The organism is Psychroflexus planctonicus (genome assembly GCF_014640195.1).
GTDB lineage: Bacteria > Bacteroidota > Bacteroidia > Flavobacteriales > Flavobacteriaceae > Psychroflexus > Psychroflexus planctonicus.
In genome coordinates this window covers 73,144-98,978 of the sequence record NZ_BMGM01000007.1, presented here as the reverse complement: position 1 = coordinate 98,978, position 25,835 = coordinate 73,144, and the positions used below count along the sequence as shown (strand labels likewise).

The window sequence follows — 25,835 nt, the reverse complement described above, 5'->3', positions numbered from 1 at the left end:
TTCTTATCTCTTACTTCTCTTTCTTTTATTCTTCTTTTTCTGGGAATTTTTTTCTGCCTTTGGATGAACCAATTCCATTTCTTCAATTAAATGTGAAGCTTCACCATACTTATCAATTATAAATAGAATATAACGCGCATCTACCATGATGTTACGGCAAATTTCTGGATCGTAAAACAAATCACTCATGGTGCCTTCCCAAACGCGATCGAAATTTAAACCGATTAAATTTCCATGTGCATCTAAAGCTGGGCTTCCTGAATTTCCACCAGTGGTGTGATTGGTGCCAATAAATCCAACAGGCATTTTTCCGTTGGCATCGGCATAGTTTCCGTAGTCTTTGTTTTCATATAAATCGATGAGTTTTTGTGGAACATCAAATTCGTAATCACCAGGAACATATTTTTCCATTACACCTTCTAAGTAAGTTACAGGCTCGTAATACACGGCATCTCTAGGTTGGTATCCGTTTACTTTTCCGTAGGTAACACGAAGCGTTGAGTTGGCATCTGGGAAGTAGCGCTCTTCGGGTAAAACTTCCATTTGCGCTGTCATGTAATGTTTTTGAGTTTCGTCTACTTCTGCTTTTAGGTTTTGATAATTCGGATTTAAATCTTGGTAAAATTCATCGATGTACGGTTTGGCCATTTGGTAAAGCAAATCGTTTTGAATGCTTTCTACAACTACTTTTAATTCGCCATCTAAAGCGGCTAAACCACTTTCTGAGTTTACAAATAAGGAGTTGTCAAAAACTTCATCAATTTCTTTTTCAGTTACATCAGCATCATATAAAGGCAAAATTTGATGAACTACTTCGCGGTCTAGTTGTGCATTGTAATCTTTATAAATTCCTTCGAACATATTTTTTATTACGCTTTGTGCTTCCACAAATTGAGCTTCACCTTGGTTAGAAGCACCAACCAGTTGGTTTAATCGAAATGCAATTTTTAATACATCGCTATTGGTTAAAAACACTTCTAAAAAGTTAGAGCGTTTCACGGCATAAGGTTCCAGTGCTTCATATTGGGTTTCGAAAGTGGAAAGTAAATCGCCGTACTCTTCTACTTTGTTTTGGTTTTTTACAGCTTGGGTAAATCGCTTCTCCAATTCTTTTTTCTGTTGAATTGCACCACTTTTTTCAATCCCTAAATTTTCACCTTTCCATTTTTTCCAATAATTGGCAATACGCGCTTGTTTGGAAGCATATTGAATTCGGATTTCGTCATCTTTTTGCATATAGGCATCAATTACTTCTAAGGCTTTTTCTCGAATTTCGATATTCGTAGGATTCACTTTTTGCGTAATTTGCTCTACAGCTACAGCAGGTAAATATTCGTTGGTTCTTCCTGGAAAACCAAAAACCAAGGTAAAATCATCTTCTTCAACTCCATCTAAAGAAATGGGTAAAAAGTGCTTGGGTTGGTAGGGTACGTTGTCTTCGCTATATTTTGCTGGACGGTTATTTTTATCAGCATAAATCCTAAACATTGAAAAATCGCCTGTATGTCTAGGCCAAACCCAATTATCCGTGTCGCTACCAAATTTACCTATGCTAGAAGGTGGCGCGCCTACTAAACGTACATCTTCGTATTTTTCGGTTACAAATAAGAAAAACTGGTTGCCACCATAAAAGGACTTGATCCGTAAATCTTGCCATTCTTCTTTTTTGAAATTCTTTTCAATTTCTGCTCGTTTTTTGTCTAAGGCAGACTGCTTCTCTTTAGTAGACATTTCTTCATTGATGGCGGAAAGCACTTCGGCTGAAACATCTTCAATTTTAATGATGAATTCGGCATATAAATTTTTGTTAGGAAGTTCTTCATCTAAAGACATGGCCCAAAAACCATCTTTTAAGTAATCATTTTCTAAACTAGAATGAAACTGAATTTGACCAAACCCACAATGATGGTTGGTTAACAAAAGACCTTGATTAGAAATGACTTCGGCTGTACAACCACCGTTAAAATGTACAATGGCATCTTTTAAACTAGAATTGTTTACATCGTAAATGTCTTGTGCTGTAATTTTTGCACCAAGGCTTGTCATTTCTTCTTCGTTCATTCCTTCCAATAAAGAAGGAATCCACATGCCACCTTGTTGAGCAAAACTTGGAAATACAATAAAGCAAATAATGAGGCGAAAGATAAATTTCATACGTAAATAGATTTAATTTAAAATGTAGGTTTTTGAAAAATTCTTTCCAAAAATAGGATATTTTAAGTTTATTCTCAAAAAAGTATATTTTAGCCTTTCAGTTTTTTATTAATGCTAATAATTTGACTTAGCGGAATTACACTTGCTGAAACTAAAATCACTGGAAAAATAATGTAGGCAACTTCAAATTCAAGTTGATTATTGATGAATTGGTAAGCCAAATAAAAAAGGAAAATGATGAATATAGCATATAAAGTAAACAAGATGCTTAAATGCGTTTTCTTCTGTTTTTTTAGTTTCTTGGCATTCATATGAAAAGGAAATATGTCAAATTTAATATTTTATTTAATTATTCTATAATTTTTTCAACTCCTACTTTATTAATGCAAGTTATACAGTAAAGTAATTCGCTTATAAAATAATGCTCATCAAGTACTTCTTTTAATTATACATTTGTTTAAACAATAAAACATTCCAAAATGAAAAAGTTTATTAATCTGAGTATTTTATTTGTATTAGCCTTATTTTTAAATGCTTGTAGCAGCGATGATGATGGAGGAAGCGCTTCGCCTGACACTGTTGAAGGAAGTTGGGAAATTTACGAAGTGAATTACAATGGAACTTTTCAATTCGGTGAATTTGAAGAAACCATTAATGAAACCTACTCTACCGACATTTGTGATCCTACACCAGTTGCTTCATTTTCTGCTGATGGCTCTTTAACATTAACAGACTTTGAAGTAGAACAAGACTTTTTTAACGAAGACGAAACAGTTTGTTATGTAGATGGAGAATTAACTGGTACTTGGGAACACGTTTCTGGAAATACTTTTATTTTGGATATGGATGATGATGAAGCTATGGAAGTTGAAATTACCATGTCTAATGGAAACAATCGCATCAATGTTAAAATTGATGAATCTGAAGAAGAAGGAGACTTTGAAGTTACTTTTAAAGGAAATCGAATGTAGTATTTCATTGTACAGTTTTAATAAATCCTGCAATTTTATTGTGGGGTTTATTTTTTTAGAAAGGTGATGCTTTCTTTTACTAGAACTTTAGCTTCCAGCGGCAAACTACTTTTTTCCCACGGATGTTTCATAGCAAAAACATGATTAGCATTAGCAATCCATTTAATTTTTGAAGTAGTTGAATGGTCGAATAAAATTTCTGCTTCTTCAACATTTACGGTTTCATCATGTGTGCCGTGCATGACTAAATAAGGAATTTGCAATTGCTCTACAGCAGTTTTAATGTGAAAGCGTTTTTGGTTGTCTAGAAAATCTTCGTAAAACTGAATATAATGTGGCATTTTTTGTTTGGTTCTGCCATTCACGATATGATAAACCCCATCTTTTTTCCATTGTTCTAGCTTTTTTCCTTTGGGAAACCGATTACCAAAATCGGAAACTCCAGCCCAAGTTATCAACTTTTTAACTCGTGCATCTTCATTGGCATTTATCACTGCAATTCCGCCACCACGGCTATGACCAATTAAAGATAATTTTGAAAAATCAATTTCTGAAGAGAATTCATTTTCACCTTCAAAAAATTGGATTACCGAATTTAAATCGTCCAGTTGTTTGCTGAAGTTATCCATTCCAAAAGCTTCTAAATCTGAAAATTCCGTTGAATTTTCTGAGCCTATACCATTATGTGAAAAATTAAATTTCACAAAGAAAAATCCTGCTTCTGCAAAAGCATTTGCTATTAAATGCCAAGCGCCCCAATCTTTAAAACCTTTGTAACCATGGCAAAATATAACCAAGGCTTTGGGTTGTGAGTTTTCTTGAAAAGTAACATCTCCAACTATGTTTTTTTGGTGTTTTCCTGATAGGGTAAATTCTTTGTTTTGCATAATGTTATTATTATTCAGTATTAAAAAGTATTTCGCCTGTAAAAAAGGTTTCCAGGTTTTGAATAGGAGGTTGATTGTATAAAATAAGATTTCCTGTAGAACGTAATTCTCCTGAAATTTTTTCAACAGGATACACGTGAACATCTGCGAAACCACGATGATAAATACTTATTTCTTCAGCAGCTAGGTTTTCTGCAAAAATCCTACCTGAACCGCTGTAAAAACCAATATTCATTCTAGTAGTATTTCCTTTGAGTTGAAAATCTGAAATTCCAGCATGAATAATGTGTAATTGATTTAGGTTTAAATCCAACTCAAAATCGCCAACAGTCAGTGCAGAACTATCGTTGTAATTTTCTGAGATTAGTCTTAGTGTATCAAAATTCAACTGATTCGTGCTGATTACTTTGTATTGTGAAGCATTTCTAATTTCTGTTAGGTTGGGCGTTTCTAAATGAACAATATATGGCGGGTTTTTGCTTCCCGATGGGCATAAATCTTGAGCTTCTACATCAAGAATTCCATCAACAAGCTTCAAATCTATGCCGTTTAAAATGTTTTCATCAGCTTCAATAGCCACTTTTTGTGTTTCGGCATGGGTAATGTGCAAGGCTATATTTCTTCGAATACTAATTTTTTCAAAGGTATCTACATCAAAGAATTGAATTTCCTTTTCACCTTTGTCTGTAAAGCAATCGCCTATTGCTTCTGGACTACAAGCCCAAAACAACACTGCTAATAAAAGGTATATTCCGTTCTTCATCATAAACGTATTCCAATTCCGTATTCCATTGCTTCAGCTTTTGCTAAGTGTGTTTTTAGCATAATTGAAACAAATATTTTATCCGTTAAATAGCGTTTTAAACCCACACGTGTATAGTACTGTTTATTGTATTTTACAGGATAGTAAATGTAATATCCTACTTGGGTAATCAAGCTTAATTTTCCAATAAATAATTCGTGTCCAGCAAATAAACCTACGCGTTTCCAGTCTTCATCTCCGGTAATTCCACCTTCGTTTGCATAGGCAATCGACCTGTAGTTAATGTATTGCTTTAATGAATGCGATAAAAATAATTCGGTTCCTAAATGAAAACTGCTTTTTCGGTTCAAACGCTTGCCTGCGTAGGCTGTAAAAACATAAAAAGGATTATTGTCTAAGCCAATTACCCCAAAATCATTCATCCCTGAACTGAACATGAAATTAAATTTGATATTTTCCGCTTTAAAATCAGCAAGCTGTTCTGTTTTAAATTCTGGAAATTCTTCTTCTAATTGGTAATTAATGCCAAATTGAATTCCATAATTATTGGTGCTGGTGTTTGGCGATTTGGTTTTTCCGTTGGAATAATGCATCAAAAAAGCACCCACTTGTACACCCAACGGAGTATTAAAAATTTGATCTTTCCGGTAATGCAAACCTGCGTAAAAACTTCCTGTAATGGTACTTCCATAAGCGTAATTTTTAGGATTATCTTCGGGATGAAACGGGTTTTCTACATATGCTAAACCTGTTCCAACTTGCAAACTTACTTGGCGTTTTAAAAAGAAAAATCGGTAATCTGCATGAATGCTGTATACACTTCCCAATTCTGGCGAACCCATGTCTTGCGCAATAAATGAAGCGCCAAAACTCGGATAATTATAGGCTCTTTCCCATTCGTTTTTTCCATAGGTCTGGCGTTCCCAAGAAGCCATGAAACCTTGAGTTGGTCCTTGGATTAGCTGTATAATATTTGGACTATGATCTAAAATATAACCCGAAAGCGAATTGATTTGAAATGCATCGGTATGGTTTTTTTCAACTTGAGAAAAGCCAGTTTGAATAACTGCTAAGAACAAAATTAAAAAAATCCACAGATGAAGTTTAGACATGTTTAAAATCAGCTTAACAGGCATTAAAATCAGCGAAATATACGTTTATTTTGAAACAATCTTAAAATTTTAGAAAATTAGATAGCGCTACATTTAATTCGTTTGGAAACTCTAGATGGCTCATGTGTCCACCATTGAAGCTCAATAGTTTTGCTTTACTGCCTTTTATACTTTCTTTTAGCTTTTTAAAAGGAACAACTTGATCTTGTTTTCCTGCAATAACCAATTTATTTGATTTTGCATCTAAAAAAGTTTCCTGATGATTTACACGAGCTTTTAATCCTTTTAGCGTTGCAATAACACCTTGTTTACTACATTTTTTAGCTTCCATTATGGCTTGATTAATTTCCTTTTGTAAACGAAGTTGGTCTGCCGGTAAAAATAAATTCTTTACTGCCATTTGCACAAAAGCTTCAGGAAATTTTTGAATCGCTCGAATAGCTCGCTCACGATCTTTTTTACGTTCTTCAGAATCGGGTAGTGGAGTAGAATTTAGCAAAACCAAATCGCTTATTTTTTCGGGTTGAAGCTGTTGCAATTCCATTGCTACGTATCCGCCCATGGAGTGTCCAACTACGGCATATTTTTCAATTTGTAAATGATTGGTGAGTTTAGCCATAGCTTGTGCGTAGGTTTTCATTTCATGCACATAACCTAATGCTGGTGAATTTCCATGCCCAAATAAATCGGGCGCAATACAACGGCAATTTGGAGCAAAATTTTCAATAGTATTTTTCCACATGCTGTGGTTTTCTAAAAAACCGTGAATAAAAAGCACTACTTTGCCTTTACCAACATCTTGGTAATACAAAGGCGTCTGCTTAAATTGAAAAGATGATAATGGATTATTCAACTAATTCGGCTTCAAATAAATGGAAGAAATGTTTTTTAAGCTTGGCTTTCACTTCAGTTACATCAACTTCGGTTTGTCCTAATTCTACATTTAGAGAAGTCACTGCTTTGTCCTGAATTCCGCAGGGTACAATGTTATCGAAATAACCTAAATCTACATTTACATTTAAAGCAAAACCATGCATGGTAACCCAACGCGAAGCGCGAACGCCCATGGCGCAAATTTTACGAGCAAATGGAGTTCCGACATCTAACCAAACTCCGGTTTCTCCTTTGCTTCTTTCAGCTTTTAAGCCGTATTCGGCTAAAGTGAGGATAATCATTTCTTCTAAAAGCCGTAAATATTTATGAATATCGGTGAAAAAGTTTTCCAAATCTAAAATAGGATAACCTACAATTTGTCCAGGTCCGTGATAGGTAATATCGCCACCGCGGTTAATTTTATAAAACCTAGCTTTTTTTTCAACTAGTTGTTTTTCGTTGAGCAGTAAATTAGAAGAATCACCACTTTTACCCAAAGTATATACATGCGGATGTTCTACAAGTAATAGATGATTAGGAGTAAGTAATTGAGTGTTTTCTCTTCGGTTTTGTATTTTTTTGTTCACGATTTCCTGGAACAATTCTTCTTGAAAATCCCAAGTTTCCTTGTAGTCTTTTTGTCCTAATTCCAGTACTTGTATTTGCTTATTCATGTGTACAAAGGTATGAAATTTAGGAATGAAGTTTATGGTTTTAGACTATTTTGAATTGCAAACAATGTTTATGAAGAAGTAAAATTAACTAATATATTTAGATGAAGTTAGTTCAATATTTAATTAGCACTTAGCCCCGATAGAAGTGAAAAGCACGCAAAGACTGAGCTTAGTAAAAAAATAAGCGGTAAAGCGACCGATAGGAAGCTCTTGCAGCGCAATAATTTTTACTTAGTGAAGGCTGCGGACTTGTAACGTATAGCGGGATTAGCTGCAAAAAAGAAAATTTGAAAGCAAAAAAAATCCCATCTAAAAAGACGGGATTTTGATATGGTAATCTATGAAATTTAATCTTGTAAAATGGTCCTAGAAATAACTATTTTTTGGATTTCTGAAGTTCCTTCGTAAATCTGAGTAATTTTTGCATCGCGCATTAAGCGTTCTACATGGTATTCTTTTACATAACCATTTCCGCCGTGTACTTGTACTGCTTCTGTAGTTACATCCATTGCTACTTGAGATGCATATAATTTAGCCATGGCGCCAGATAAATCGTAGTTATCGCCATTGTCTTTATCTACTGCGGCTTTCATAACCAAGAGCCTTGCTGCTTCAATTTGCGTGTGCATATCTGCTAATTTAAAAGCGATGGCTTGGTGGTTTTTAATTTCTGTACCAAAAGCTTTTCTAGTTTTGGAGTATTCCAGTGCCAATTCGTAAGCACCTGCTGCAATTCCTAGGGCTTGAGCTGCAATACCAATACGTCCACCCGATAAGGTTTTCATCGCGAATTTAAATCCGAAACCATCTTCACCAATTCGGTTTTCTTTTGGCACTTTTACATCGTTAAAAATTAAGGAATGTGTGTCGCTTCCACGGATTCCCATTTTGTCTTCTTTGGGACCAATTTCAAAACCTTCCCAACCTTTTTCTACAATAAATGCATTAATTCCACGGTGTTTCTTTTCGCGGTCGGTTTGTGCAATTACCAAGTGATAGTCGGCAGAATTGCCATTGGTAATCCAGTTTTTAGTTCCGTTTAAAATATAATGGTCGCCATGGTCTATAGCTGTAGTTTTTTGGGAAGTAGCATCGCTTCCTGCTTCAGGTTCGCTTAAACAAAAAGCGCCAATTGCTTCGCCAGAAGTAAGTTTAGTTAAGTATTTTTCTTTTTGCTCATGGTTTCCGTAGGTATCTAAACCCCAGCAAACCAAAGAGTTGTTTACCGAAACTACAACCGAAGCAGAAGCATCTATTTTAGAAAGTTCTTCCATGGCCAACACATACGAAACAGTGTCCATTCCGCCGCCGCCGTATTCGGGATTGGCCATCATTCCCATGAATCCAAGCTCACCTAGTTTTTTAATTTGTTCCGTTGGAAACTCTTGCTTATTATCGCGTTCTACAACTCCAGGGAGCAATTCGTTTTTGGCAAAATCTTTCGCAGCCTGACGAATCATTTCGTGTTCTTCAGTCAATTTAAAATCCATATCTTGTTCCTTAATTTTACGAGCGCAAATATACTTTAAACTGCTTAATTTTCAGTAGTTTTTAGCTATTTTTACGAATTATTCAATCGATGTAGTTAATTAGCTGGTTTTACTATGAATTCCGAAAAAATATATCACGCCATTGGTGTCATGTCTGGAACTTCTCTAGACGGAATAGATTTTTGTTATGTTGGATTTTCCAAAAATACTATTTGGAAATTTAAAATTATTCAAGCTGAAACCATTTCGTATTCAGTGAATTGGAAACAAAAATTGCAAAATGCTCACCTTTTAGGTGCAGAAGAATTAGCAAACTTAAATGAAGCTTACACCTTTTTTTTAAGTGAAGCCATTTCAAGTTTTATCTCGAGAAAATCTATTACAAATTTAGATTTTGTGGCTTCTCATGGTCATACGGTTTTGCATCAACCTGAAAACGGAATCACGCTTCAAATAGGAAATTTAGCTAAGATTACAAGTAAATTAAAGGTTCCAGTAGTTTGCGATTTTAGAATACAAGATGTGCAATTGGGCGGTCAAGGCGCGCCTTTGGTTCCTATTGGCGATGAACTGCTTTTTAATGAATTTGATATGTGTTTAAATTTAGGAGGATTCGCTAATATTTCGCTTCAACAAGACCAAAAACGCATTGCTTATGATGTTTGCCCAGTAAATATTGTATTGAATTATTTCACAGAAAAATTGGGTTTAGCTTTTGATGAAAATGGAGCGATAGCTAAAGCAAATCAGCCTGACGAAGCGCTCTTACAAGAGTTGAATAAATTGGAGTTTTATCAAAAATCAAGTCCTAAGTCTTTGGGTAAAGAATGGATTGAAGCAGTTTTTTTACCTGTGGTTGAAAAGCATCGATTATCAACCGAAGTCATTATTTCTACATTAACACATCATGCCGCATTTCAAATTGCAAAAATTCTTCAAAAGGATAAAAAGGTTTTAATTACAGGTGGAGGAGCCTTCAATTTGTATTTAATAGGTTTAATTAAAGAAAAGTCTGAAGCCGAAATTGTTTTGCCCCACAACAAAATCATCAATTACAAAGAAGCACTTATTTTTGCCTTCTTAGGCGTTTTGCGTATGCGGAATGAAACCAATGTATTGGCGAGTGTTACAGGAGCTTCAAAAAACCATTCGTCTGGAAAAATCTTCCCCGCTTCTTAAATAAGAATAAATAATTTGTGTTTTAAGAAAACCTTATATTCTTTTTAAACAAAACCCATTTTAACTTACTTCATTACTTATATTTGTTGCCATATTTCAGAAAAAGTTTACATGAAGGAATTACTCAACAAATACGAAAATAAAACACCAGAAATAGTTTTTAATTGGAATGATAGCGAAACCGAGGCAGAAGGTTGGGTGGTTATCAATTCGTTAAGAGGTGGTGCAGCTGGCGGTGGAACTCGAATGCGAAAAGGTTTAGACATGAATGAAGTACTTTCTTTGGCCAAAACCATGGAAGTAAAATTCACCGTTTCTGGTCCAGCCATTGGCGGAGCTAAATCAGGCATCAATTTTGATCCTAACGATCCCAGAAAAAAAGGTGTTTTAGAACGTTGGTACAAAGCAGTTTCCCCGTTGTTGAAGAGTTACTACGGAACAGGTGGAGACTTGAATGTAGATGAAATTCATGAAGTAATCCCAATAACTGAAGAATGTGGTGTTTGGCATCCACAAGAAGGTGTTTTTAGTGGTCATTTTCAGCCAACCGAAGCCGATAAAATCAATCGGATTGGTCAGTTGCGAAATGGTGTAATTAAGGTTTTAGAAAATACCGATTATTCGCCTGATGTGTATCGAAAATATACGGTAGCCGATATGATTACTGGTTTTGGAGTAGCTGAATCAATCAAACATTACTATTCTATTTATGGCGGAAACATTTCAGAAAAAAGAGCCATTGTTCAAGGTTTTGGAAATGTAGGCTCAGCAGCAGCTTTCTATCTAGCGAAAATGGGAGTGAAAATTGTTGGTATTATTGATAGTGTTGGCGGGTTAATTAACCAAAATGGTTTTAGTTTTGAAGAAATTAAAGAACTTTACCTCCATAAAAATGGTAATAAATTAGAAGCAGAAAACATGCTTTCTTTTGAAGAAGTAAATGAACAAATTTGGAAATTAGAAGCCGAAATATTTGCTCCTTGCGCTGCTTCACGATTAATTACCAAAGCACAAGTAGACCAAATGTTAGAAAGTAGTTTGGAGGTAATTTCTTCTGGTGCCAATGTGCCTTTTGCTGATAAAGAAATATTTTTTGGTCCAATAATGGAGTATACAGATGAACGTGTGAGCTTAATTCCTGACTTTATCGGCAATTGCGGTATGGCTCGTGTTTTTGCTTATTTTATGGAACGCAAAGTCCAAATGACAGACGAAGCCATCTTTAATGACACTTCCATTACCATTAAAAATGCCCTGCAAAACGTTTTTGACCATAGTAGTGAAAGTAAAAATATAAGTGCAACCGCTTTTGAAATTTCACTGAAACAACTTCTGTAATATGAAAAACAACTTTATAGCATGAGTATAGCAACGCTTCTGATCGTAATTTTTGTAGTAGGTTATTTGTCTATTACTTTAGAACACAACTTAAAATTAGATAAAGCAGTTCCTGCTTTGCTAATGGGAACTTTAATGTGGGCTGTTCTAGCTTTTGGTTTTAATGAAGGATGGTTATCTATTGTTGACCATTATGGAGATGTGTATAATTTAACTTCTGGTGAAGAAGAAGAGCAACTATACGGGTTTAAGCGTAATTTAATTTATCATTTTAGTGCTGCCGCAGAAATTCTTTTCTTTTTAATCGGCGCGATGACCATTGTAGAAATTATTGATTTACACCGTGGTTTTGCCATTATCAAAAACATGATTACGCATAAAAATAAGCGTAGATTATTATGGGCAATGGGGATTTTGGCCTTTGTTCTTTCAGCTATTATAGACAACCTTACCGCTACCATTATTTTAGTAACCTTACTAAGAAAAATCCTTGTAAAACGAAGTTACAGGATTTGGTTTGCTGGAATGATAATTATTGCAGCCAATGCAGGTGGTGCATGGTCACCAATAGGAGATGTAACCACAACCATGTTATGGATTGGCGGAAAGGTTACTGCTGTAGGATTGTCTGAATACTTGATTTTACCATCCTTGGTTTGTTTTGTGGTTCCTTTTTTTATCGCAGGATATTTGAAACCTTTTCGGGGGAAAGCTATACGAAAGGAACTAATTGCCGATGTAGAAGCGCATCGTTTACTAAGCAGTAAGAAAATGCTATGGACTGGATTAGCAGCTATTGCCTTTGTTCCTATTTTTAAAGGGATTACAGGATTGCCACCCTATTTAGGAATGATGTTTAGTTTAGGCGTAGTATGGATGGTTTCAGAATATGTAAAACCAGAGAAAAATTTACCTAGAAATCAGAAGCATGTGTATTCTACACACAAAGCACTTTCTAAAATTGAATTTTCAAGTATTTTATTTTTCTTAGGAATTTTATTAGCTGTTGGTGTTTTAGAAAGTGTAGTTTGGGGAAGCATTAATGGAGAAGAAGTAGGTGCATTGCGTTATGCAGCAGAATCTATTTCGGTTGCTATTCCAAATATGGATGTAGTGGTTTTGTTATTAGGTGCTTTGTCAGCTTTAATTGATAATGTACCCATGGTTGCAGCCACCATGGGAATGTATACCTATGAAATTGATCATCCTATTTGGCATTTTATTGCTTATTCAGCTGGAACTGGAGGTAGTTTATTGGTCATCGGATCTGCTGCTGGTGTGGCTGCCATGGGTATGGAAAAAATAGACTTTATTTGGTATTTAAAGAAAATTGCTTGGTTAGCTTTGGTCGGCTTCTTGGCTGGCGCAGGCGTGTTTATCATTATCGAAAAGTTTTTCTATGCTTAATTTGAAGTCTCGCAAAATTTATTAATTACTTTAGCGTTTTAATTACACAATAACTCAATTTAACTATGCTTACATATCTCATTCAAGATGTTGCAGAAGTAGCAGACGAAACCACTGAAGAAAAACTGGTTTTATTCGATTTACTTTTTAGAAGTGGCACAGGAGGTGCAATTATTATTAGCATTTTATGCGTGTTGCTTTTTGCAGCCATTTACATTTATTTTGAACGTCTTTTTGCTGTTCGAGCAGCTTCAAAAACAGATAAAAATTTTATGGCGCAAATTCGAGATGCCGTAACTACCGGAAATATAGAATCTGCTAAAGTACGCTGTGCTCAGGAAAATTCTCCTGTTGCAAGATTAACCGCTAAAGGAATTTCCAGAATTGGAAGCCCATTAGAAGATATTAATACCGCTATTGAAAACGCTGGTCGATTAGAAGTGTATAAACTTGAAAAAAATGTAGCCATATTAGCTACCATTGCAGGAGCTGCACCTATGATTGGGTTTTTAGGAACAGTAATTGGTATGGTTTTAGCTTTTCATGAATTAGCAACAAGCAGCGGTCAAGCCGAAATGGGTTTATTAGCAGAAGGCATTTACACCGCTATGACAACTACTGTTTGTGGTTTAGTAGTTGGAATTATTGCTTATATGGGATATAATCACTTGGTGGTAAAAACCGATAAAGTAGTTCATCAAATGGAAACTACAGCGGTGGATTTCTTAGATTTATTAAACGAACCTACTTAAGATGAATTTACGCGGAAGAAATAAAGTAAGTCCAGAGTTTAGCATGTCTTCTATGACGGACATTGTTTTTCTTTTGCTGGTTTTTTTCATGCTTACTTCGCCAGTTATAACACCAGAAGCCTTAGACTTAATTTTGCCCAAGGCAAAAGGAAAATCCACCAACCAACAAAATCTTTCAGTGAGCATAACCGAATCTTTAGATTTTTATGTGAACGAAGAAAAAGTGAATAAAAGTCAATTAGAATCAGTATTAAAAGCAAGATTAAAAGGAATTGAAGAACCAACCATTATTTTGCGAGCAGCCGAAGGTGTTCCAATTGAAAATGCTGTAAGTGTAATGGATATTGCTAACAAAAATCGTTTTAAAATTATTTTAGCGGTAAAGCCGAATTAAAATGGCCTTTTTAGAAACAAAACATCAGAAAAAATCCTTTATAATAACCAGCATCTTGTATGTGCTGCTTATCATTTTCTTGTTTTTAGCTGGCTTGAAATATTTAGATCCACCACCAGAAAGCGGTATCGCAATTAACTTCGGGACTACAGATTATGGAGCAGGAGATGAGCAGCCTACTGAACCTGTAAAAACATCACCACAGCAAAACACACCTGAGCCCACTCCGCAAGAAACGAGTTCTACTACAGATGAAGTAGTTGAAGATGTAGCTACTCAAAATGAAGAAGATGCCCCAGTGATTGAAGAAAAAGAAGATCCTAAAGAAGAAACGGAAGAACCCGTTGAAGAGAAACAAGAAGAAGAACAAAAAGAAGAAGTAGAAGAAATTCCTGAAGAAGAACCAGTAGAGGAAGTTCCTGAAAAAGAACCAGACCCACAACCTAATAAAGATGTTACCGATGCAATGGAAAGCATGCTGTCAGGAGATGAGCAAGATGGTGCCGATGCAGAAGGTGAAGGAGATGATGATAAAGCTGGAGACAAAGGCGATCCTGATGGCAATCCTGATGCAAAATCCTATTACGGAACTGGAACAGGAATAGACGGCGATGGAAACTACCGTTTAGGAGGAAGAAAAGCACTTGCTAAAACAAAATATGTACAAGAATGTAATGAAACTGGTGAAGTTGTGGTAGAAATTGAAGTAAACCAAAACGGCGAAGTTGTTCGAGCAAAAGCAGGAGTTAAAGGAACAACCAATACCAGCAGTTGTTTGCTAGAGCCAGCTGAACGAGCTGCAAGGAATACAAAATTCAATAAGGATTTGAATGCTCCAACTAGACAAATAGGCTATATCACATACGTATTTAGACTTTCTGAATAATTTTAGATGAATTATCAAGAGTGCATCAATTGGTTATTTAGCCAACTACCCATGTATCAGCGCCAAGGAAAAGCAGCTTACAAAGCCAATTTAGATAATAGCATTGCTTTTTCAGATTACTTACAGAAGCCTGAAAACAAATTCAAATCTATTCATGTTGGAGGAACTAACGGAAAAGGTTCGGTTAGCCATTTATTGGCTTCTGTTTTTCAAGAAGCCGGCTATAAAGTTGGTTTGTACACATCACCTCATTTAATAGACTTTCGGGAACGCATCAAAATTAATGGTGAATTAATTACTGAACAAAATGTGATTGACTTTGTTGTGAAGCATCAAGATTTCATGAAAAAACAGCAACTTTCCTTCTTTGAAATGACTGTAGGTATGGCATTTTCGCACTTTGCAGAAAATAAAGTAGACATTGCCATTATTGAAGTAGGTCTTGGTGGAAGATTAGATTCTACCAATATTATAGAACCCGAATTATCTGTAATTACCAATATTTCATTAGATCATACTGCTTTATTAGGAAACACGTTAACCAAAATTGCAGGAGAAAAAGCAGGAATTATTAAACCCAATACTCCAGTTGTAATTGGTGAATTTCACCCTGAAACTTTTCCTGTTTTTGAAGAAAAAGCAAGTAGTGTTGATGCGTCACTTTTTCTAACCAATCAAGCTTCATCAAAAATTAGATACACTAGTCAGGTAAAGTATCAGCAAAAAAATTTAAACACTTTAGCTGAGTGTTTATTAGTTCTAGAGAAGCAATTCAACTTAAGCGAAGAAGCAATTCAGAAAGGCATAGAAAAAGTCAAAGAAAACACCGGTTTGCTAGGTCGTTGGCAAATTTTGCAAGAACAACCTAAAGTAATTTGCGACACAGGACATAATGTGGCAGGTATAAAATTAATTGCAGAAGAATTGGCTAAAGAATCCTTTAAGCAGCTGCACATCGTTTTTGGGATGGTAAACGATAAAGATGTAGCTTCCATTTTAGCTTTATTGCCTAAGTCAGCGAAGTATTATTTTTGTCAGCCTGAAATTCCACGTGCACTTTCTAGCGAAATCCTATTTAGTGAAGCGCAAAAAATTGGTTTTCAGGGATTTTGTTACGCTTCAGTAAAAGAAGCTTATCAAGCAGCATTATTGGCTTCAACTAAAGATGACTTGGTTTTTGTAGGTGGCAGCACCTTTATAGTTGCAGACTTGCTAACGTATATTAAAGAAGCCTAAAATATTTTCAAAAAAATCAAAATAAAAATTTTGCAATCTTGAAATTTGAATTATATTTGCACTCGCAATTGAGAAGGGCGCATAGCTCAGTTGGTTTAGAGCGTCTGGTTTACACCCAGAAGGTCGGGGGTTCGACTCCCTCTGCGCCCACAAAGCTTCAACTTAAAAAGTTGGAGCTTTTTTTATGTGTAATTCTCAAATTGAAACTTCATCTGGGATTCAACTTTGTATGCTTACATATTTGAGAATAAACAAATAAACACTTATTCAACTATCGTTAAATAAACAACTTTAAATAAAACTTAAAGACATTATTTTGATTTTCATAAAAAATGATAAGTTTGTTGTGAAATTTAATTCTAACTTATTTTGAAAAACAAACTCATCTACTTAGGCATTACCTTACTAACTTCTGTCAATATCTATGCACAAGTTTATTTAAAAGAAGGCTATTTTATAGATAATAAAGGAGAAAAGACAGAAGGATTAATTAGGTATAAACCTTGGGTAAAAACCCCTGTAAGTTTCGAATTTAAGGATAATAGTGATGCAAAATTTACAACTAAAGGGATTGAAGATGTCACTGAATTTAAACTTTACGAAACAGATCATTACTACAAACGCTTTACTTTGAATGTTAATGTGTTTGACGATCAACTTAATTTAATTAGAAAAGAAGGAGAACAACTATTTTTAAAAGTATTGTTAGAATCTGATAAAACATTATATGTTCTTGAAGATAAACAAGACATTTTTTTCTTCAGCAGTGAGAACCAACTTCATTTATTAAAGTTTGCAGAAGAAAAATCAAAATTTGCCAAGAATAGAGAATTTCAAAAACAACTATATGAACATTTATTCTGCGAAGGTTTTAACGTTAGTAAATACGCCGAAATAAAATACAATGCAGAGAGTTTAGTTGGATTTTTCAAAGATTATTTTGAATGTAAAAATTTTGTGTATGCTAACTTTTTTAAGGATAGAAGAAAAGTGGAAGTTGATTTAAAAGCTATTATTGGTGGATTTTACACACCAAAAATCACTTCAAGTGTTGGTTATATTTATGCTGGAGAAGAACTGTATAGAAGAGAAGATCCTTTTAGTAGCCAATTTTCTTATGCATTAGGCTTTGATGCCGAGTTCACATACACAAATGATGTAGATAAGTGGCGTTTGTTTGTGCAACCTAATTTTCAGTACACTCAGGCAGGTAGTTCATCTTACGATGGTGGATTATACCAAGACTTATTAAATCCATCAAACTATGAACCAGGTCTAGAACTAATGATTTTAGAAATGCCTATTGGTATAAGAAGGTATCTTGAAATTAATGATAAGACTGAATTATTTCTAAGTGCAGCTTATGCATATAATGTCTTTTTAGGAGGAGAAGCATCTTTAAAAGTACCACAGAACAATGAAGGTAAACAAAAATATAAGAAAAGTAGTTTTATAATTGGTTTAGGAGCAACTTTTAATAAAAAATATTTATTTTCATTAAATTATTATATTTCTAAGCAATCTGCTCTTGATAATTTAGTGTCGGTTGATGCTGATGGAAGTATAGGTTTTGTTTTTGGGTATCAACTTTTTTAAGGGATTGTTCAGACATAAAATACCCTTTTAAATCTACAGGTACAGTTTTAATTTGGTCCTTGGTAGTTATTTTTAATGATTTATATACTTTAGTATTTTCAGGTGATGCAGTATTAATCCACTTACAATAATTATACTTAGTTTGTATATATTGAAAGAAAAACCATAATTGATTTAAAAGTAAAAAACATTTAATTTAGCAGATAATCCTAGTAAATGATTAGATATTCGTCAATGAACAAGGGACACCTATTATTCATTTCATAGCAAATAATCAATTAATTTCACTAAACCGATTAATAATATGACTGTTCAATCAATCCGCTTTTTAAAAATATTTACCTTAATTTTTTTCAACTTTAACACCCTCTTTGCGCAAAATTTTGAAATTAACATTTGTAACGAATCAGGCTCTATAACATTAGGAATTGATGAAATTGAAAAATATGTACTTCAAAATATAGGAGAAACAGAAGATTATTACAAAGAACAAATTTTAATATCAACTTCGGATGGAAATATTATAGAAATCGATTCTCCATCAACAAACCCAAACATTAGTATTTTGTGCGCTTTAGGTTATCCTTTAACCGATATTGCAGTTGATTTAGATAAAGAAATTTTCCTTTGTTTTGGTAATATTTTAAGATCAGAAGAAAATTGCGAATATTTTCCCATGTACATAAATTATTTCTTTCAAATTAATTCATTGTCTTTTGATGATTTAGGTTACCTGTATTATGGATATGGTAATTCATCAAATGTTTACCGGACAGAATTAAATTTTGATGATGATACTATAGATAGCGAAGTTTGGCATAACTTTGAATTTGGTACCTCTGGAGGCGATTTTGTTTTGTTGAACGATAAAATGTATATCGCTTGGAAATTATCAAATTATAGACTTTATGAAGTAACCTTAGACGATAATAACAATTATGTTTCTCATATAGACTTAGGTCAGATTCCAGATAAAACCTACGGCTTGGCTTCAGAATTAGGCAAACTATATGGTGTTACAAATGAAAAATTATACGAAATTGACGTTGAAACTTTTACATTTACAGATGTTGTAATAAACGAAAACCCTGAAGACGAATGGTATGGAGCTGCTGGCTTACATGAAGCGGTACAATTTAATACATCAACTCACCTTAGCATGAATAATGCTCAAAATAATATAGACCCAATTGATGGAGATTGGACATTTAATGAAGGATACAACCAAATTTTTTATGTAAGAATAGAAGATGCTTTAACTGGTTTTTTTGATGTTTTCCCCGTTCAAATTAATATAACTGCATATCCAAATATCAATGAGCCAGAAGATTTAAAACTTTGTTTAAACAGTACTTACAATATTTTCGATTTCAATCAAGTTTCTAATCAAATGCAAGTTAATAGCAATGATAATTTATCCTTTAACTATTACAATATAGATCCTGAAATAAACCCTGAAGCTGTACCGATAGACATACAATACCAAAGTATCGCAAATATCGAAAATATTTTTGTTAGGGTAGAAAAGAATGATAGTGGCTGCTATGTTTATGAAAAATTTCAGATTTTTAATGAAGCAGCTCCAGAAGTACTTCCCATGTCTACAATAGATTCTCCCACAATTTTGGATGTTTGCTATTTTGATGGAAACATTGGCTATTTCGATTTAAATGATATAGAAGACCATATTACGCTAGGCGATACTAATTTATCTGTATCTTATTTTTTGTCTTATGACGATGCTAATTTAGGCAACAATGAAATTTCTAACCTATACTACTTAGAAGATTTTATTAAAGAAATTTTTGTCAAGGTTATAGATGCAAAAGGATGTTTTTCTATTTCAAATTTTTATATAAAAACTGACTGTTTTAGGAATAATGAATCTTTAGCAAGCATATCTTTTCCAAATTTTTTTACACCAAATAACGATGGATACAACGATTATTGGAATATAAGTGGAATTTCTGAAAAGGTGAAGAAAGAATCGAACATAAAAATATTCGATAGATTCGGAAAACTACTTTTCGATTTTAACCCTTACTACGATCCTGGCTGGAATGGAATGTATAAGGGGAAAATGCTTCCTACAAATGATTATTGGTTTTTGTTTACCAGTAAGTATGGAGAGAAAAAAACCGGTAACATTACTTTAAAAAGATAAAATTAGAATCTTAGTTTACTTCTTAGTTTTGAGCCTTTTTGCTGAAATTTCTATAAGCCAAATAATGTAATACTTAGTTATAAAACAGCAAATGTATAGCTAATACAAGATTACAAAATCATTTTCCACATCTTCATAAAGCAAATCTAGATGGACAGTTAGCCATCGTTGGAAATTTGTTTTATCAACTCTTAATCCATCCTTACCAAAATAGTATTTTTACCTTGTACCTATAATACAGGAGATCTAATATTATGTTTGATTATTAGCTAAATCAATTTCATTTTTCACATACAGAAAGCGTGCCGAATCTAGATAAGGTATTTTCAAATAAAGATGCAAAGCTGTCCATACATCAGAAATACTGGTTGATTTCGAATGAAATACAATGCTTATTTGGCAAGTAGAAGATTCAATTTTTAAGTTTGTTAAGTCTCTGAATTCATTTTTTAAAAATTGGCATAACTTCAATACATCTTCTGCATTTAGTATGTATTGCTTAAATAATCGATGTGGATACCTAGTACTCAGGATTTGAATATGTTTACAACTTGCCTCCATCAATTTACTTTATTAAACTACGTAAAAAATGCTTGAGATTTTTAGATTCAATATTAATTCTTATTAATTTGTGAACAGGAATTAGATAGCCCAATTAGGCTTTATTAAATTTGTATTTTTATAAATATGAAATTTCTAGGCAAAAATATTCGCTTTGGTAAAAGTCTTTCTGAAAGAGATCAGGAAGTAATTTGGCATCCACTAACCCAACATAAAACGGCCGCTTCATTAAAAGCTATTAAAAAAGCAAAAGGCGTTTGGTTAGAAGATGAAGATGGGAACCGTTATATAGACGGAATTGCATCTTGGTACACCAGCATGTACGGTCACTGTAACCCTAAAATAAGGAAAGCAGTAAGCAAACAAATGGAAAAACTAGATCAGATTGTATTTAGTGGTTTTACGCATGAACCTGCTGTTGAGTTAGCTGAAAAATTATTAGAAATCTTACCACACAATCAAGCCAAATTGTTCTTTAACGACAATGGTTCAACAGCTACCGAAGTGGGAATGAAAATGGCTTTGCAATACCATCACAATAAAGGAAATAAACGCAACGTCATGATGGCTTTGGAAGAAGGTTTTCATGGCGATACTTTTGGCGCCATGTCTGTTTCTGGACTTTCGGTGTACAATGGCGCTTTTGAAGAACATTTTATTGAAGTCATTCGCTTACCCAAACCGGTTGGCTACAATAATGAAGAAGTACTGAAGTTGCTAAAAGCTTGGATTGAAGAATATGATATTGCAGGCTTTATTTACGAACCTTTGGTGCAAGGAGCAGCTGCAATGAAAACCTACTCTAAAGCAGGTTTAGAAGACATTTTGAAGCTTTGTAAACTCAATGATATTATTTGTATTGCCGATGAAGTGATGACGGGTTTTGGTAAAACAGGAAAGAATTTTGCTTCACAGTATTTACAAGTTTCACCCGATGTACTTTGCCTAAGTAAGGCACTTTCAGCAGGAATGGTCCCGATGGGAATTACCAGTTGTACGCAAAAAATCTACGATGCATTTTACGACGATGATGTTTCCAAAGGTTTGTTCCACGGTCATACCTATACCGGAAATCCCTTGGCTTGTGCAGCCGCATTAGCTTCCATTAAGTTGTTGCAGTCAGACGAAATTCAGCAGCAAATTAAAGACATTATTTCTTGGCATCAGTCTTTTGCTACGCAATTAAAACAGCATCCAAAGGTTGCAGAAGTTCGTCAAATAGGAGTGATTTTAGCAGTAGACTTAGCCGTAAAAATGGAGCGCTATGGCAATTTAAGAAATGAATTGTATCAATTTTTTATGGATCGCGGCGTGTTTTTAAGGCCTTTGGGAAATACTATTTATATCTTAGCTCCTTATGTTATTCAGAAAGAAGAAATGCAGCAAATTTATGATGCTATTTTAGCATGCTTAGAAGAAGTAATTCACTAATTATGAAATTATATACACTATTAATATGTTTATCAATGAGTATACAATCTACAAGTTTATTCCATTTTACTGCTGACACCAATCCATCTTCATGGCAAATCGTAAACGATGGTGTTATGGGCGGAAAATCTACAAGTGATTTAGGGATTTCAGAAAATGGACACGGTGTTTTTAAAGGCCATGTTTCCTTAGCCAATAACGGAGGTTTTGCTTCGGTAAGACATAACAATCAATTTGAAAATGTGCGTAATTTTACCCATGTAGTTTTAAAATTAAAAGGCGATGGAAAAAATTACCAATTCAGACTAAAAGCCAATCAAAAGCAATCACAATCTTATGTGCAGGAATTTAAAACCAATGGCGAATGGCAAGAAATTAAACTGGAACTAAGTGATTTTTACCCACAATTTCGCGGTAGAAAACTCGATATACCTAATTTTGACTTTACTACTATTTATGAAATAGCATTTTTAATAGGCAATAAAAAAGAAGAAGATTTTAAACTCATTATAGACCACATTTCAATTCAGTAAGATGAAAAAAAGTGATGAAAAATTTATGAAAAACTGGAAAAAAACCAAAGAATCTGGTTTCAAGAAATACGCATTAACCCATGGTTTGGGTTTTGGAATTATCATGACCGTGTTCAATTTAATTTGGCTTAATTATAATCAAGAACAATCTATTGAAATAGACCAATTCATAATTACTGGCATAGTGATGATTTTTGTGGGTGGGTTTACCTATGCTGGAATTACTTGGCTAATGAATGAATACATTTATAAGAAGAAAGTAGAAAAAAAGTAAAAATCCCCACCAAAAGGCGAGGATTTTTACAATCAAATAGTATGAATTAATTAATATCGATAATATTCTGGCTTAAACGGTCCTTCTACTTCCACACCGATGTATTCGGCTTGGTCTTGTTTTAGTTTGGTGAGTTCTGCGCCAACACGGCTTAAGTGTAATTCAGCTACTTTTTCATCCAAATGCTTTGGAAGCATATACACTTTGTTTTCGTATTGGTCCTTGTTGTTCCACAACTCCATTTGTGCTAAAGTTTGGTTGGTAAAGGAGTTACTCATTACAAAACTCGGGTGGCCAGTGGCGCAACCCAAGTTTACTAATCTACCTTGTGCTAGTAAAATTACATCTTTACCATCAATAGTATATTTATCTACTTGTGGTTTGATTTCCACGTGCGTATTGCCATAGTTTTGTTTTAACCAAGCCACATCAATTTCGTTATCAAAATGCCCGATGTTACATACAATCACTTTGTCGCGCATGGCTTTAAAGTGTTCTCCACGAACAATATCGCGGTTTCCTGTGGTGGTGATTACAATGTCTGCATTGGCTACTACGGTTTCTAAACGTTTTACTTCAAAACCATCCATAGCAGCTTGTAAAGCACAAATCGGATCGATTTCAGTTACGGTAACAATCGAACCTGCTCCGCGGAAAGATGCGGCTGTACCTTTACCTACATCACCATAACCACAAACTACCACGCGTTTTCCAGCCAACATGGTATCGGTGGCACGTCTAATGGCATCTACTGCGCTTTCTCTACAACCGTATTTATTATCGAATTTAGATTTGGTAACCGAATCGTTTACATTGATAGCCGGCATGACCAAAGTTCCTTTTTTCATGCGTTCGTACAAACGGTGAACGCCTGTGGTGGTTTCTTCTGAAAGTCCACGAATGCCTTCTGCTAATTCGGGATATTCATCAAAAACCATATTGGTTAAATCGCCACCATCATCTAAAATCATGTTGAGTGGCTTTCGGTCTTCACCAAAAAATAAAGTTTGTTCAATACACCAATTGAATTCTTCTTCCGTCATTCCTTTCCATGCATACACAGGAACTCCAGCAGCAGCAATAGCAGCCGCAGCCTGATCTTGGGTAGAATAGATATTACATGAACTCCAAGTTACATCAGCACCTAATTCTACTAAAGTTTCAATTAAAACCGCAGTTTGAATAGTCATGTGCAAGCAGCCGGCAATTCGAGCTCCTTTTAGTGGTTTTTCTTTTCCATATTGTTCGCGAAGCGCCATTAATCCTGGCATTTCTGCTTCAGCTAATTCAATTTCTTTTCTTCCCCAATCGGCTAAAGAAATATCTTTTACTTTGTAAGGCACATAAGGTACGGTATCTTTACTCATAGTCTGTATTTTTGTCTAAATTTGCTGCAAAACTAAGCATAAACCTACTATTTTAATGCCTGTTTATAAAACAATAACAGTTAATGAACATACCAAAGTCTTGATTTGGAAGGTAGAAGAATCTTTTGATGAATTGGCTAAAGGAATACGCTTGTCGGCCAATTCGCAAAACCGAATCAATAATATGAAATCAGACCTTCACCGGCGTGGTTTTATGAGTATTCGTCATTTGTTGAAGGCTTTTGGTTACCAAGATGAAGATGTGTTGTACGATGCAAATGGAAAACCCCATTTAAAGGATGGTAAGCACATTTCTATTTCGCATTCTTTTCAATTTACGACTGTAATTGTTAGTAATGTTGTTGTGGGTATTGATGTGGAAAAACAACGGGATAAAATTAAAAAAATAGCACCTAAATTTACGCCTATTGAAGAATATACTGCTTTGGGACATGGCGAAGATTTAATAAGAAAACTCACCATAGTTTGGGGCGCAAAAGAATCGCTTTACAAATTATATGGCAAGCAAGGATTGTTGTTTTTGCATGATATTTTTGTGAAAGACTTTAATTTTGAAGCTTGTGAAACCACTGCTGAAGTAACCTACAATAGGATTAAAAAAGAATATGTACTTCATTTTCTAGAATTTGAAGGATTTACCTTAGTTTATGCCTTTAAAGATGCTTGAAAATAGTTTAACTACATCTATAAGTTTGTTGAAACATATTCAACAACATAAAAATCAGTTGGCGGTATTAATCGACCCCGAAGATTTCACTGAAAAGCCAGCTGATTTTTTAAAGAAAATACCACAAAACACTTCTTATTTATTGGTCGGTGGAAGCCAAGTAGGAGCCGGAAAAACACAAAAAGTAGTGGCTAACTTAAAGGCGTTTACAAACTTGCCTATTGTATTGTTTCCGGGTGATTATTCGCAATTGACCAACGAAGCAGATGCCGTTTTGTTTTTGAGTTTACTTTCGGGTAGAAATCCAGAATATTTGATTGAGCAACAAATAAAAGCAGTCGATTTCCTGGAAAAATCCAATTTAGAAATTATTCCTACTGCCTATATTTTGGTAGATGGTGGTTGCGAAACAGCCGTTGTCAATGTCAGTAAAACCCAGCCTATCCCACCCACCGAAGTTAGACAAATTGTAAAAACCGCCTTGGCAGGACAATTTATGGGAAAACAACTCATTTACTTAGAAGCCGGAAGCGGAGCAAAACAGCCTGTACCACTGGAAGTGATTGCTGCTGTAAAAAAAGCAATACATATTCCGTTAATCGTAGGTGGTGGAATCAAAACGTTAGCACAACGTGAAGCAGCATATCAATCCGGCGCCGATATAGTGGTGATGGGAACAGCTTTTGAAGAGTGAAAAAGAATATGTAAAAACATACTTTGCCTTTTCGGTATTTCCTTCAAGGGAAATTTTTTAATTTTAGTTAGAATTTAAGCTTCTTCCCGTGCCTGTGCTGAGTGTAGTCGAAGTAAGGGAAGACGGGAGATGGGTGTACATTAAAATAACACCAATTTAAGCTTCTTGCCTAGTTTATGCTGAGCTAAATTGAAGTAAAGGAAGAGTGTAAACAAATTCACAAAAACACCCATTGCCTTTCGGCATTTCCCTCAAGGGAAATTTTTAAATCAAAAGCATTCACTAAAAGTAAAACCCGAAAATCCTAAATGAAGTTTTAGGAAACACAAATTACATAAAATTATAGTTAGTAGCATTTGGAAGATTAAATTTCACTTAATGAGAGTGACAAATCTCCTTTTGTTTAAGGTT

The 25,835-nt window shown here is 34.5% G+C and carries 25 protein-coding genes and 1 tRNA gene; 16 read left to right on the top strand and 10 right to left on the bottom strand.

The genetic code is table 11. The annotated features are described in order from the left end of the window. Positions 1–3 precede the first annotated feature (3 nt). Both IEV72_RS08915 and IEV72_RS08910 read right to left on the bottom strand, forming a co-directional pair. The gene (locus IEV72_RS08915; protein WP_188458751.1) at positions 4–2,154 is read right to left on the bottom strand and encodes a S46 family peptidase; all 2,151 of its coding nucleotides are present in this window, start codon (positions 2,152–2,154) and stop codon (positions 4–6) included. An 89-nt stretch (positions 2,155–2,243) separates the two neighbouring features. After that, positions 2,244–2,465, bottom strand: coding sequence for a hypothetical protein (locus IEV72_RS08910; RefSeq protein WP_188458750.1), 222 nt, complete (start codon positions 2,463–2,465; stop codon positions 2,244–2,246). Between the two features lie 168 nt (positions 2,466–2,633). Here IEV72_RS08910 and IEV72_RS08905 point away from each other — a divergent pair, with 168 nt between their 5' ends. Next, positions 2,634–3,125, top strand: a complete 492-nt coding sequence (locus IEV72_RS08905) for a hypothetical protein (RefSeq protein WP_188458749.1) — start codon at positions 2,634–2,636, stop codon at positions 3,123–3,125. A gap of 47 nt (positions 3,126–3,172) precedes the next feature. Here IEV72_RS08905 and IEV72_RS08900 read toward each other — a convergent pair whose 3' ends face one another. From IEV72_RS08900 to IEV72_RS08875, 6 genes are all read right to left on the bottom strand, one after another. Then, positions 3,173–4,012, bottom strand: coding sequence for an alpha/beta hydrolase family protein (locus IEV72_RS08900; protein ID WP_188458748.1), 840 nt, complete (start codon positions 4,010–4,012; stop codon positions 3,173–3,175). A gap of 10 nt (positions 4,013–4,022) precedes the next feature. After that, positions 4,023–4,775 carry a head GIN domain-containing protein gene (locus IEV72_RS08895; protein WP_188458747.1) on the bottom strand — a complete coding sequence of 251 codons (753 nt, stop codon included), beginning with the start codon at positions 4,773–4,775 and terminating at the stop codon, positions 4,023–4,025. Then, entirely contained in the window at positions 4,775–5,887 is a 1,113-nt protein-coding gene (locus tag IEV72_RS08890; RefSeq protein WP_188458746.1) for an acyloxyacyl hydrolase, read from the bottom strand. The genes IEV72_RS08895 and IEV72_RS08890 overlap by 1 nt, the downstream gene beginning before the upstream one ends. Before the next feature lie 61 nt (positions 5,888–5,948). Beyond that, complete coding sequence (locus tag IEV72_RS08885) at positions 5,949–6,740, bottom strand: alpha/beta fold hydrolase (protein ID WP_188458745.1); 792 nt, start codon at positions 6,738–6,740, stop codon at positions 5,949–5,951. Then, the gene (lipB, locus tag IEV72_RS08880) at positions 6,733–7,434 is read right to left on the bottom strand and encodes a lipoyl(octanoyl) transferase LipB (RefSeq protein ID WP_188458744.1); all 702 of its coding nucleotides are present in this window, start codon (positions 7,432–7,434) and stop codon (positions 6,733–6,735) included. The genes IEV72_RS08885 and lipB overlap by 8 nt, the downstream gene beginning before the upstream one ends. A gap of 347 nt (positions 7,435–7,781) precedes the next feature. Continuing rightward, positions 7,782–8,924 carry an acyl-CoA dehydrogenase family protein gene (locus tag IEV72_RS08875; protein WP_188458743.1) on the bottom strand — a complete coding sequence of 381 codons (1,143 nt, stop codon included), beginning with the start codon at positions 8,922–8,924 and terminating at the stop codon, positions 7,782–7,784. Positions 8,925–9,038: 114 nt separating this feature from the next. Here IEV72_RS08875 and IEV72_RS08870 point away from each other — a divergent pair, with 114 nt between their 5' ends. The 10 genes from IEV72_RS08870 (at position 9,039) to IEV72_RS08825 (ending at position 19,876) form a co-directional block, all read left to right on the top strand. Continuing rightward, positions 9,039–10,103, top strand: coding sequence for an anhydro-N-acetylmuramic acid kinase (locus IEV72_RS08870; protein ID WP_188458742.1), 1,065 nt, complete (start codon positions 9,039–9,041; stop codon positions 10,101–10,103). Between the two features lie 111 nt (positions 10,104–10,214). Continuing rightward, positions 10,215–11,441, top strand: a complete 1,227-nt coding sequence (locus IEV72_RS08865; protein ID WP_188458741.1) for a Glu/Leu/Phe/Val dehydrogenase dimerization domain-containing protein — start codon at positions 10,215–10,217, stop codon at positions 11,439–11,441. 21 nt (positions 11,442–11,462) lie between these two features. Then, on the top strand, positions 11,463–12,848 hold the full coding sequence (gene nhaD, locus IEV72_RS08860) for a sodium:proton antiporter NhaD (protein ID WP_308420171.1): 1,386 nt from the start codon (positions 11,463–11,465) through the stop codon (positions 12,846–12,848). A gap of 65 nt (positions 12,849–12,913) precedes the next feature. Continuing rightward, a complete protein-coding gene (locus IEV72_RS08855) occupies positions 12,914–13,600 on the top strand; it encodes a MotA/TolQ/ExbB proton channel family protein (RefSeq protein ID WP_188458740.1) in 687 nt (228 codons plus the stop codon). A gap of 1 nt (position 13,601) precedes the next feature. After that, a complete protein-coding gene (locus IEV72_RS08850) occupies positions 13,602–13,994 on the top strand; it encodes an ExbD/TolR family protein (RefSeq protein ID WP_188458739.1) in 393 nt (130 codons plus the stop codon). A gap of 1 nt (position 13,995) precedes the next feature. Next, positions 13,996–14,880, top strand: a complete 885-nt coding sequence (locus tag IEV72_RS08845; RefSeq protein WP_188458738.1) for an energy transducer TonB — start codon at positions 13,996–13,998, stop codon at positions 14,878–14,880. A 6-nt stretch (positions 14,881–14,886) separates the two neighbouring features. Further along, the gene (locus IEV72_RS08840) at positions 14,887–16,116 is read left to right on the top strand and encodes a bifunctional folylpolyglutamate synthase/dihydrofolate synthase (RefSeq protein ID WP_188458737.1); all 1,230 of its coding nucleotides are present in this window, start codon (positions 14,887–14,889) and stop codon (positions 16,114–16,116) included. Between the two features lie 75 nt (positions 16,117–16,191). Further along, positions 16,192–16,266 (top strand) — tRNA-Val (locus tag IEV72_RS08835). A gap of 219 nt (positions 16,267–16,485) precedes the next feature. After that, entirely contained in the window at positions 16,486–17,712 is a 1,227-nt protein-coding gene (locus tag IEV72_RS08830) for a hypothetical protein (protein WP_188458736.1), read from the top strand. 304 nt (positions 17,713–18,016) lie between these two features. Then, the gene (locus tag IEV72_RS08825; RefSeq protein ID WP_188458735.1) at positions 18,017–19,876 is read left to right on the top strand and encodes a T9SS type B sorting domain-containing protein; all 1,860 of its coding nucleotides are present in this window, start codon (positions 18,017–18,019) and stop codon (positions 19,874–19,876) included. Positions 19,877–20,128: 252 nt separating this feature from the next. On the opposite strand, the gene IEV72_RS08820 is transcribed toward IEV72_RS08825, so the two are convergent. Beyond that, on the bottom strand, positions 20,129–20,437 hold the full coding sequence (locus IEV72_RS08820) for a hypothetical protein (RefSeq protein WP_188458734.1): 309 nt from the start codon (positions 20,435–20,437) through the stop codon (positions 20,129–20,131). A 126-nt stretch (positions 20,438–20,563) separates the two neighbouring features. Between IEV72_RS08820 and bioA the strand changes: the two genes are divergently transcribed. Genes bioA through IEV72_RS08805 form a run of 3 tightly spaced genes read left to right on the top strand, consistent with a single transcriptional unit; the run spans position 20,564 to position 22,675 of the window. After that, entirely contained in the window at positions 20,564–21,868 is a 1,305-nt protein-coding gene (bioA, locus tag IEV72_RS08815) for an adenosylmethionine--8-amino-7-oxononanoate transaminase (protein ID WP_188458733.1), read from the top strand. Between the two features lie 35 nt (positions 21,869–21,903). Continuing rightward, positions 21,904–22,401 carry a CIA30 family protein gene (locus tag IEV72_RS08810; RefSeq protein ID WP_229731851.1) on the top strand — a complete coding sequence of 166 codons (498 nt, stop codon included), beginning with the start codon at positions 21,904–21,906 and terminating at the stop codon, positions 22,399–22,401. Position 22,402: 1 nt separating this feature from the next. Next, positions 22,403–22,675 carry a hypothetical protein gene (locus IEV72_RS08805; RefSeq protein WP_188458731.1) on the top strand — a complete coding sequence of 91 codons (273 nt, stop codon included), beginning with the start codon at positions 22,403–22,405 and terminating at the stop codon, positions 22,673–22,675. A gap of 50 nt (positions 22,676–22,725) precedes the next feature. Here the strand turns inward: IEV72_RS08805 and ahcY are convergent, their stop codons facing one another. Next, a complete protein-coding gene (gene ahcY, locus IEV72_RS08800) occupies positions 22,726–24,042 on the bottom strand; it encodes an adenosylhomocysteinase (protein ID WP_188458730.1) in 1,317 nt (438 codons plus the stop codon). Positions 24,043–24,097: 55 nt separating this feature from the next. Here ahcY and IEV72_RS08795 point away from each other — a divergent pair, with 55 nt between their 5' ends. Continuing rightward, positions 24,098–24,730, top strand: a complete 633-nt coding sequence (locus tag IEV72_RS08795; protein WP_188458729.1) for a 4'-phosphopantetheinyl transferase family protein — start codon at positions 24,098–24,100, stop codon at positions 24,728–24,730. Continuing rightward, on the top strand, positions 24,711–25,424 hold the full coding sequence (locus IEV72_RS08790) for a phosphoglycerol geranylgeranyltransferase (RefSeq protein ID WP_229731849.1): 714 nt from the start codon (positions 24,711–24,713) through the stop codon (positions 25,422–25,424). The genes IEV72_RS08795 and IEV72_RS08790 overlap by 20 nt, the downstream gene beginning before the upstream one ends. The last annotated feature ends 411 nt before the right edge of the window (positions 25,425–25,835 follow it).

Coding starts and splice junctions, on each gene's coding strand:
- IEV72_RS08795 (WP_188458729.1), top strand. CDS start 24,098: ATGCCTGTTTATAAAACAATAACAGTTAATGAACATACCAAAGTCTTG.
- IEV72_RS08910 (WP_188458750.1), bottom strand. CDS start 2,465: ATGAATGCCAAGAAACTAAAAAAACAGAAGAAAACGCATTTAAGCATC.
- IEV72_RS08905 (WP_188458749.1), top strand. CDS start 2,634: ATGAAAAAGTTTATTAATCTGAGTATTTTATTTGTATTAGCCTTATTT.
- IEV72_RS08900 (WP_188458748.1), bottom strand. CDS start 4,012: ATGCAAAACAAAGAATTTACCCTATCAGGAAAACACCAAAAAAACATA.
- IEV72_RS08865 (WP_188458741.1), top strand. CDS start 10,215: ATGAAGGAATTACTCAACAAATACGAAAATAAAACACCAGAAATAGTT.
- IEV72_RS08855 (WP_188458740.1), top strand. CDS start 12,914: ATGCTTACATATCTCATTCAAGATGTTGCAGAAGTAGCAGACGAAACC.
- IEV72_RS08790 (WP_229731849.1), top strand. CDS start 24,711: ATGCCTTTAAAGATGCTTGAAAATAGTTTAACTACATCTATAAGTTTG.
- IEV72_RS08820 (WP_188458734.1), bottom strand. CDS start 20,437: ATGGAGGCAAGTTGTAAACATATTCAAATCCTGAGTACTAGGTATCCA.
- IEV72_RS08870 (WP_188458742.1), top strand. CDS start 9,039: ATGAATTCCGAAAAAATATATCACGCCATTGGTGTCATGTCTGGAACT.
- lipB (WP_188458744.1), bottom strand. CDS start 7,434: ATGAATAAGCAAATACAAGTACTGGAATTAGGACAAAAAGACTACAAG.
- IEV72_RS08875 (WP_188458743.1), bottom strand. CDS start 8,924: ATGGATTTTAAATTGACTGAAGAACACGAAATGATTCGTCAGGCTGCG.
- IEV72_RS08895 (WP_188458747.1), bottom strand. CDS start 4,775: ATGAAGAACGGAATATACCTTTTATTAGCAGTGTTGTTTTGGGCTTGT.
- bioA (WP_188458733.1), top strand. CDS start 20,564: ATGAAATTTCTAGGCAAAAATATTCGCTTTGGTAAAAGTCTTTCTGAA.
- nhaD (WP_308420171.1), top strand. CDS start 11,463: ATGAGTATAGCAACGCTTCTGATCGTAATTTTTGTAGTAGGTTATTTG.
- ahcY (WP_188458730.1), bottom strand. CDS start 24,042: ATGAGTAAAGATACCGTACCTTATGTGCCTTACAAAGTAAAAGATATT.
- IEV72_RS08805 (WP_188458731.1), top strand. CDS start 22,403: ATGAAAAAAAGTGATGAAAAATTTATGAAAAACTGGAAAAAAACCAAA.
- IEV72_RS08825 (WP_188458735.1), top strand. CDS start 18,017: ATGACTGTTCAATCAATCCGCTTTTTAAAAATATTTACCTTAATTTTT.
- IEV72_RS08845 (WP_188458738.1), top strand. CDS start 13,996: ATGGCCTTTTTAGAAACAAAACATCAGAAAAAATCCTTTATAATAACC.
- IEV72_RS08840 (WP_188458737.1), top strand. CDS start 14,887: ATGAATTATCAAGAGTGCATCAATTGGTTATTTAGCCAACTACCCATG.
- IEV72_RS08810 (WP_229731851.1), top strand. CDS start 21,904: ATGAGTATACAATCTACAAGTTTATTCCATTTTACTGCTGACACCAAT.
- IEV72_RS08890 (WP_188458746.1), bottom strand. CDS start 5,887: ATGTCTAAACTTCATCTGTGGATTTTTTTAATTTTGTTCTTAGCAGTT.
- IEV72_RS08915 (WP_188458751.1), bottom strand. CDS start 2,154: ATGAAATTTATCTTTCGCCTCATTATTTGCTTTATTGTATTTCCAAGT.
- IEV72_RS08850 (WP_188458739.1), top strand. CDS start 13,602: ATGAATTTACGCGGAAGAAATAAAGTAAGTCCAGAGTTTAGCATGTCT.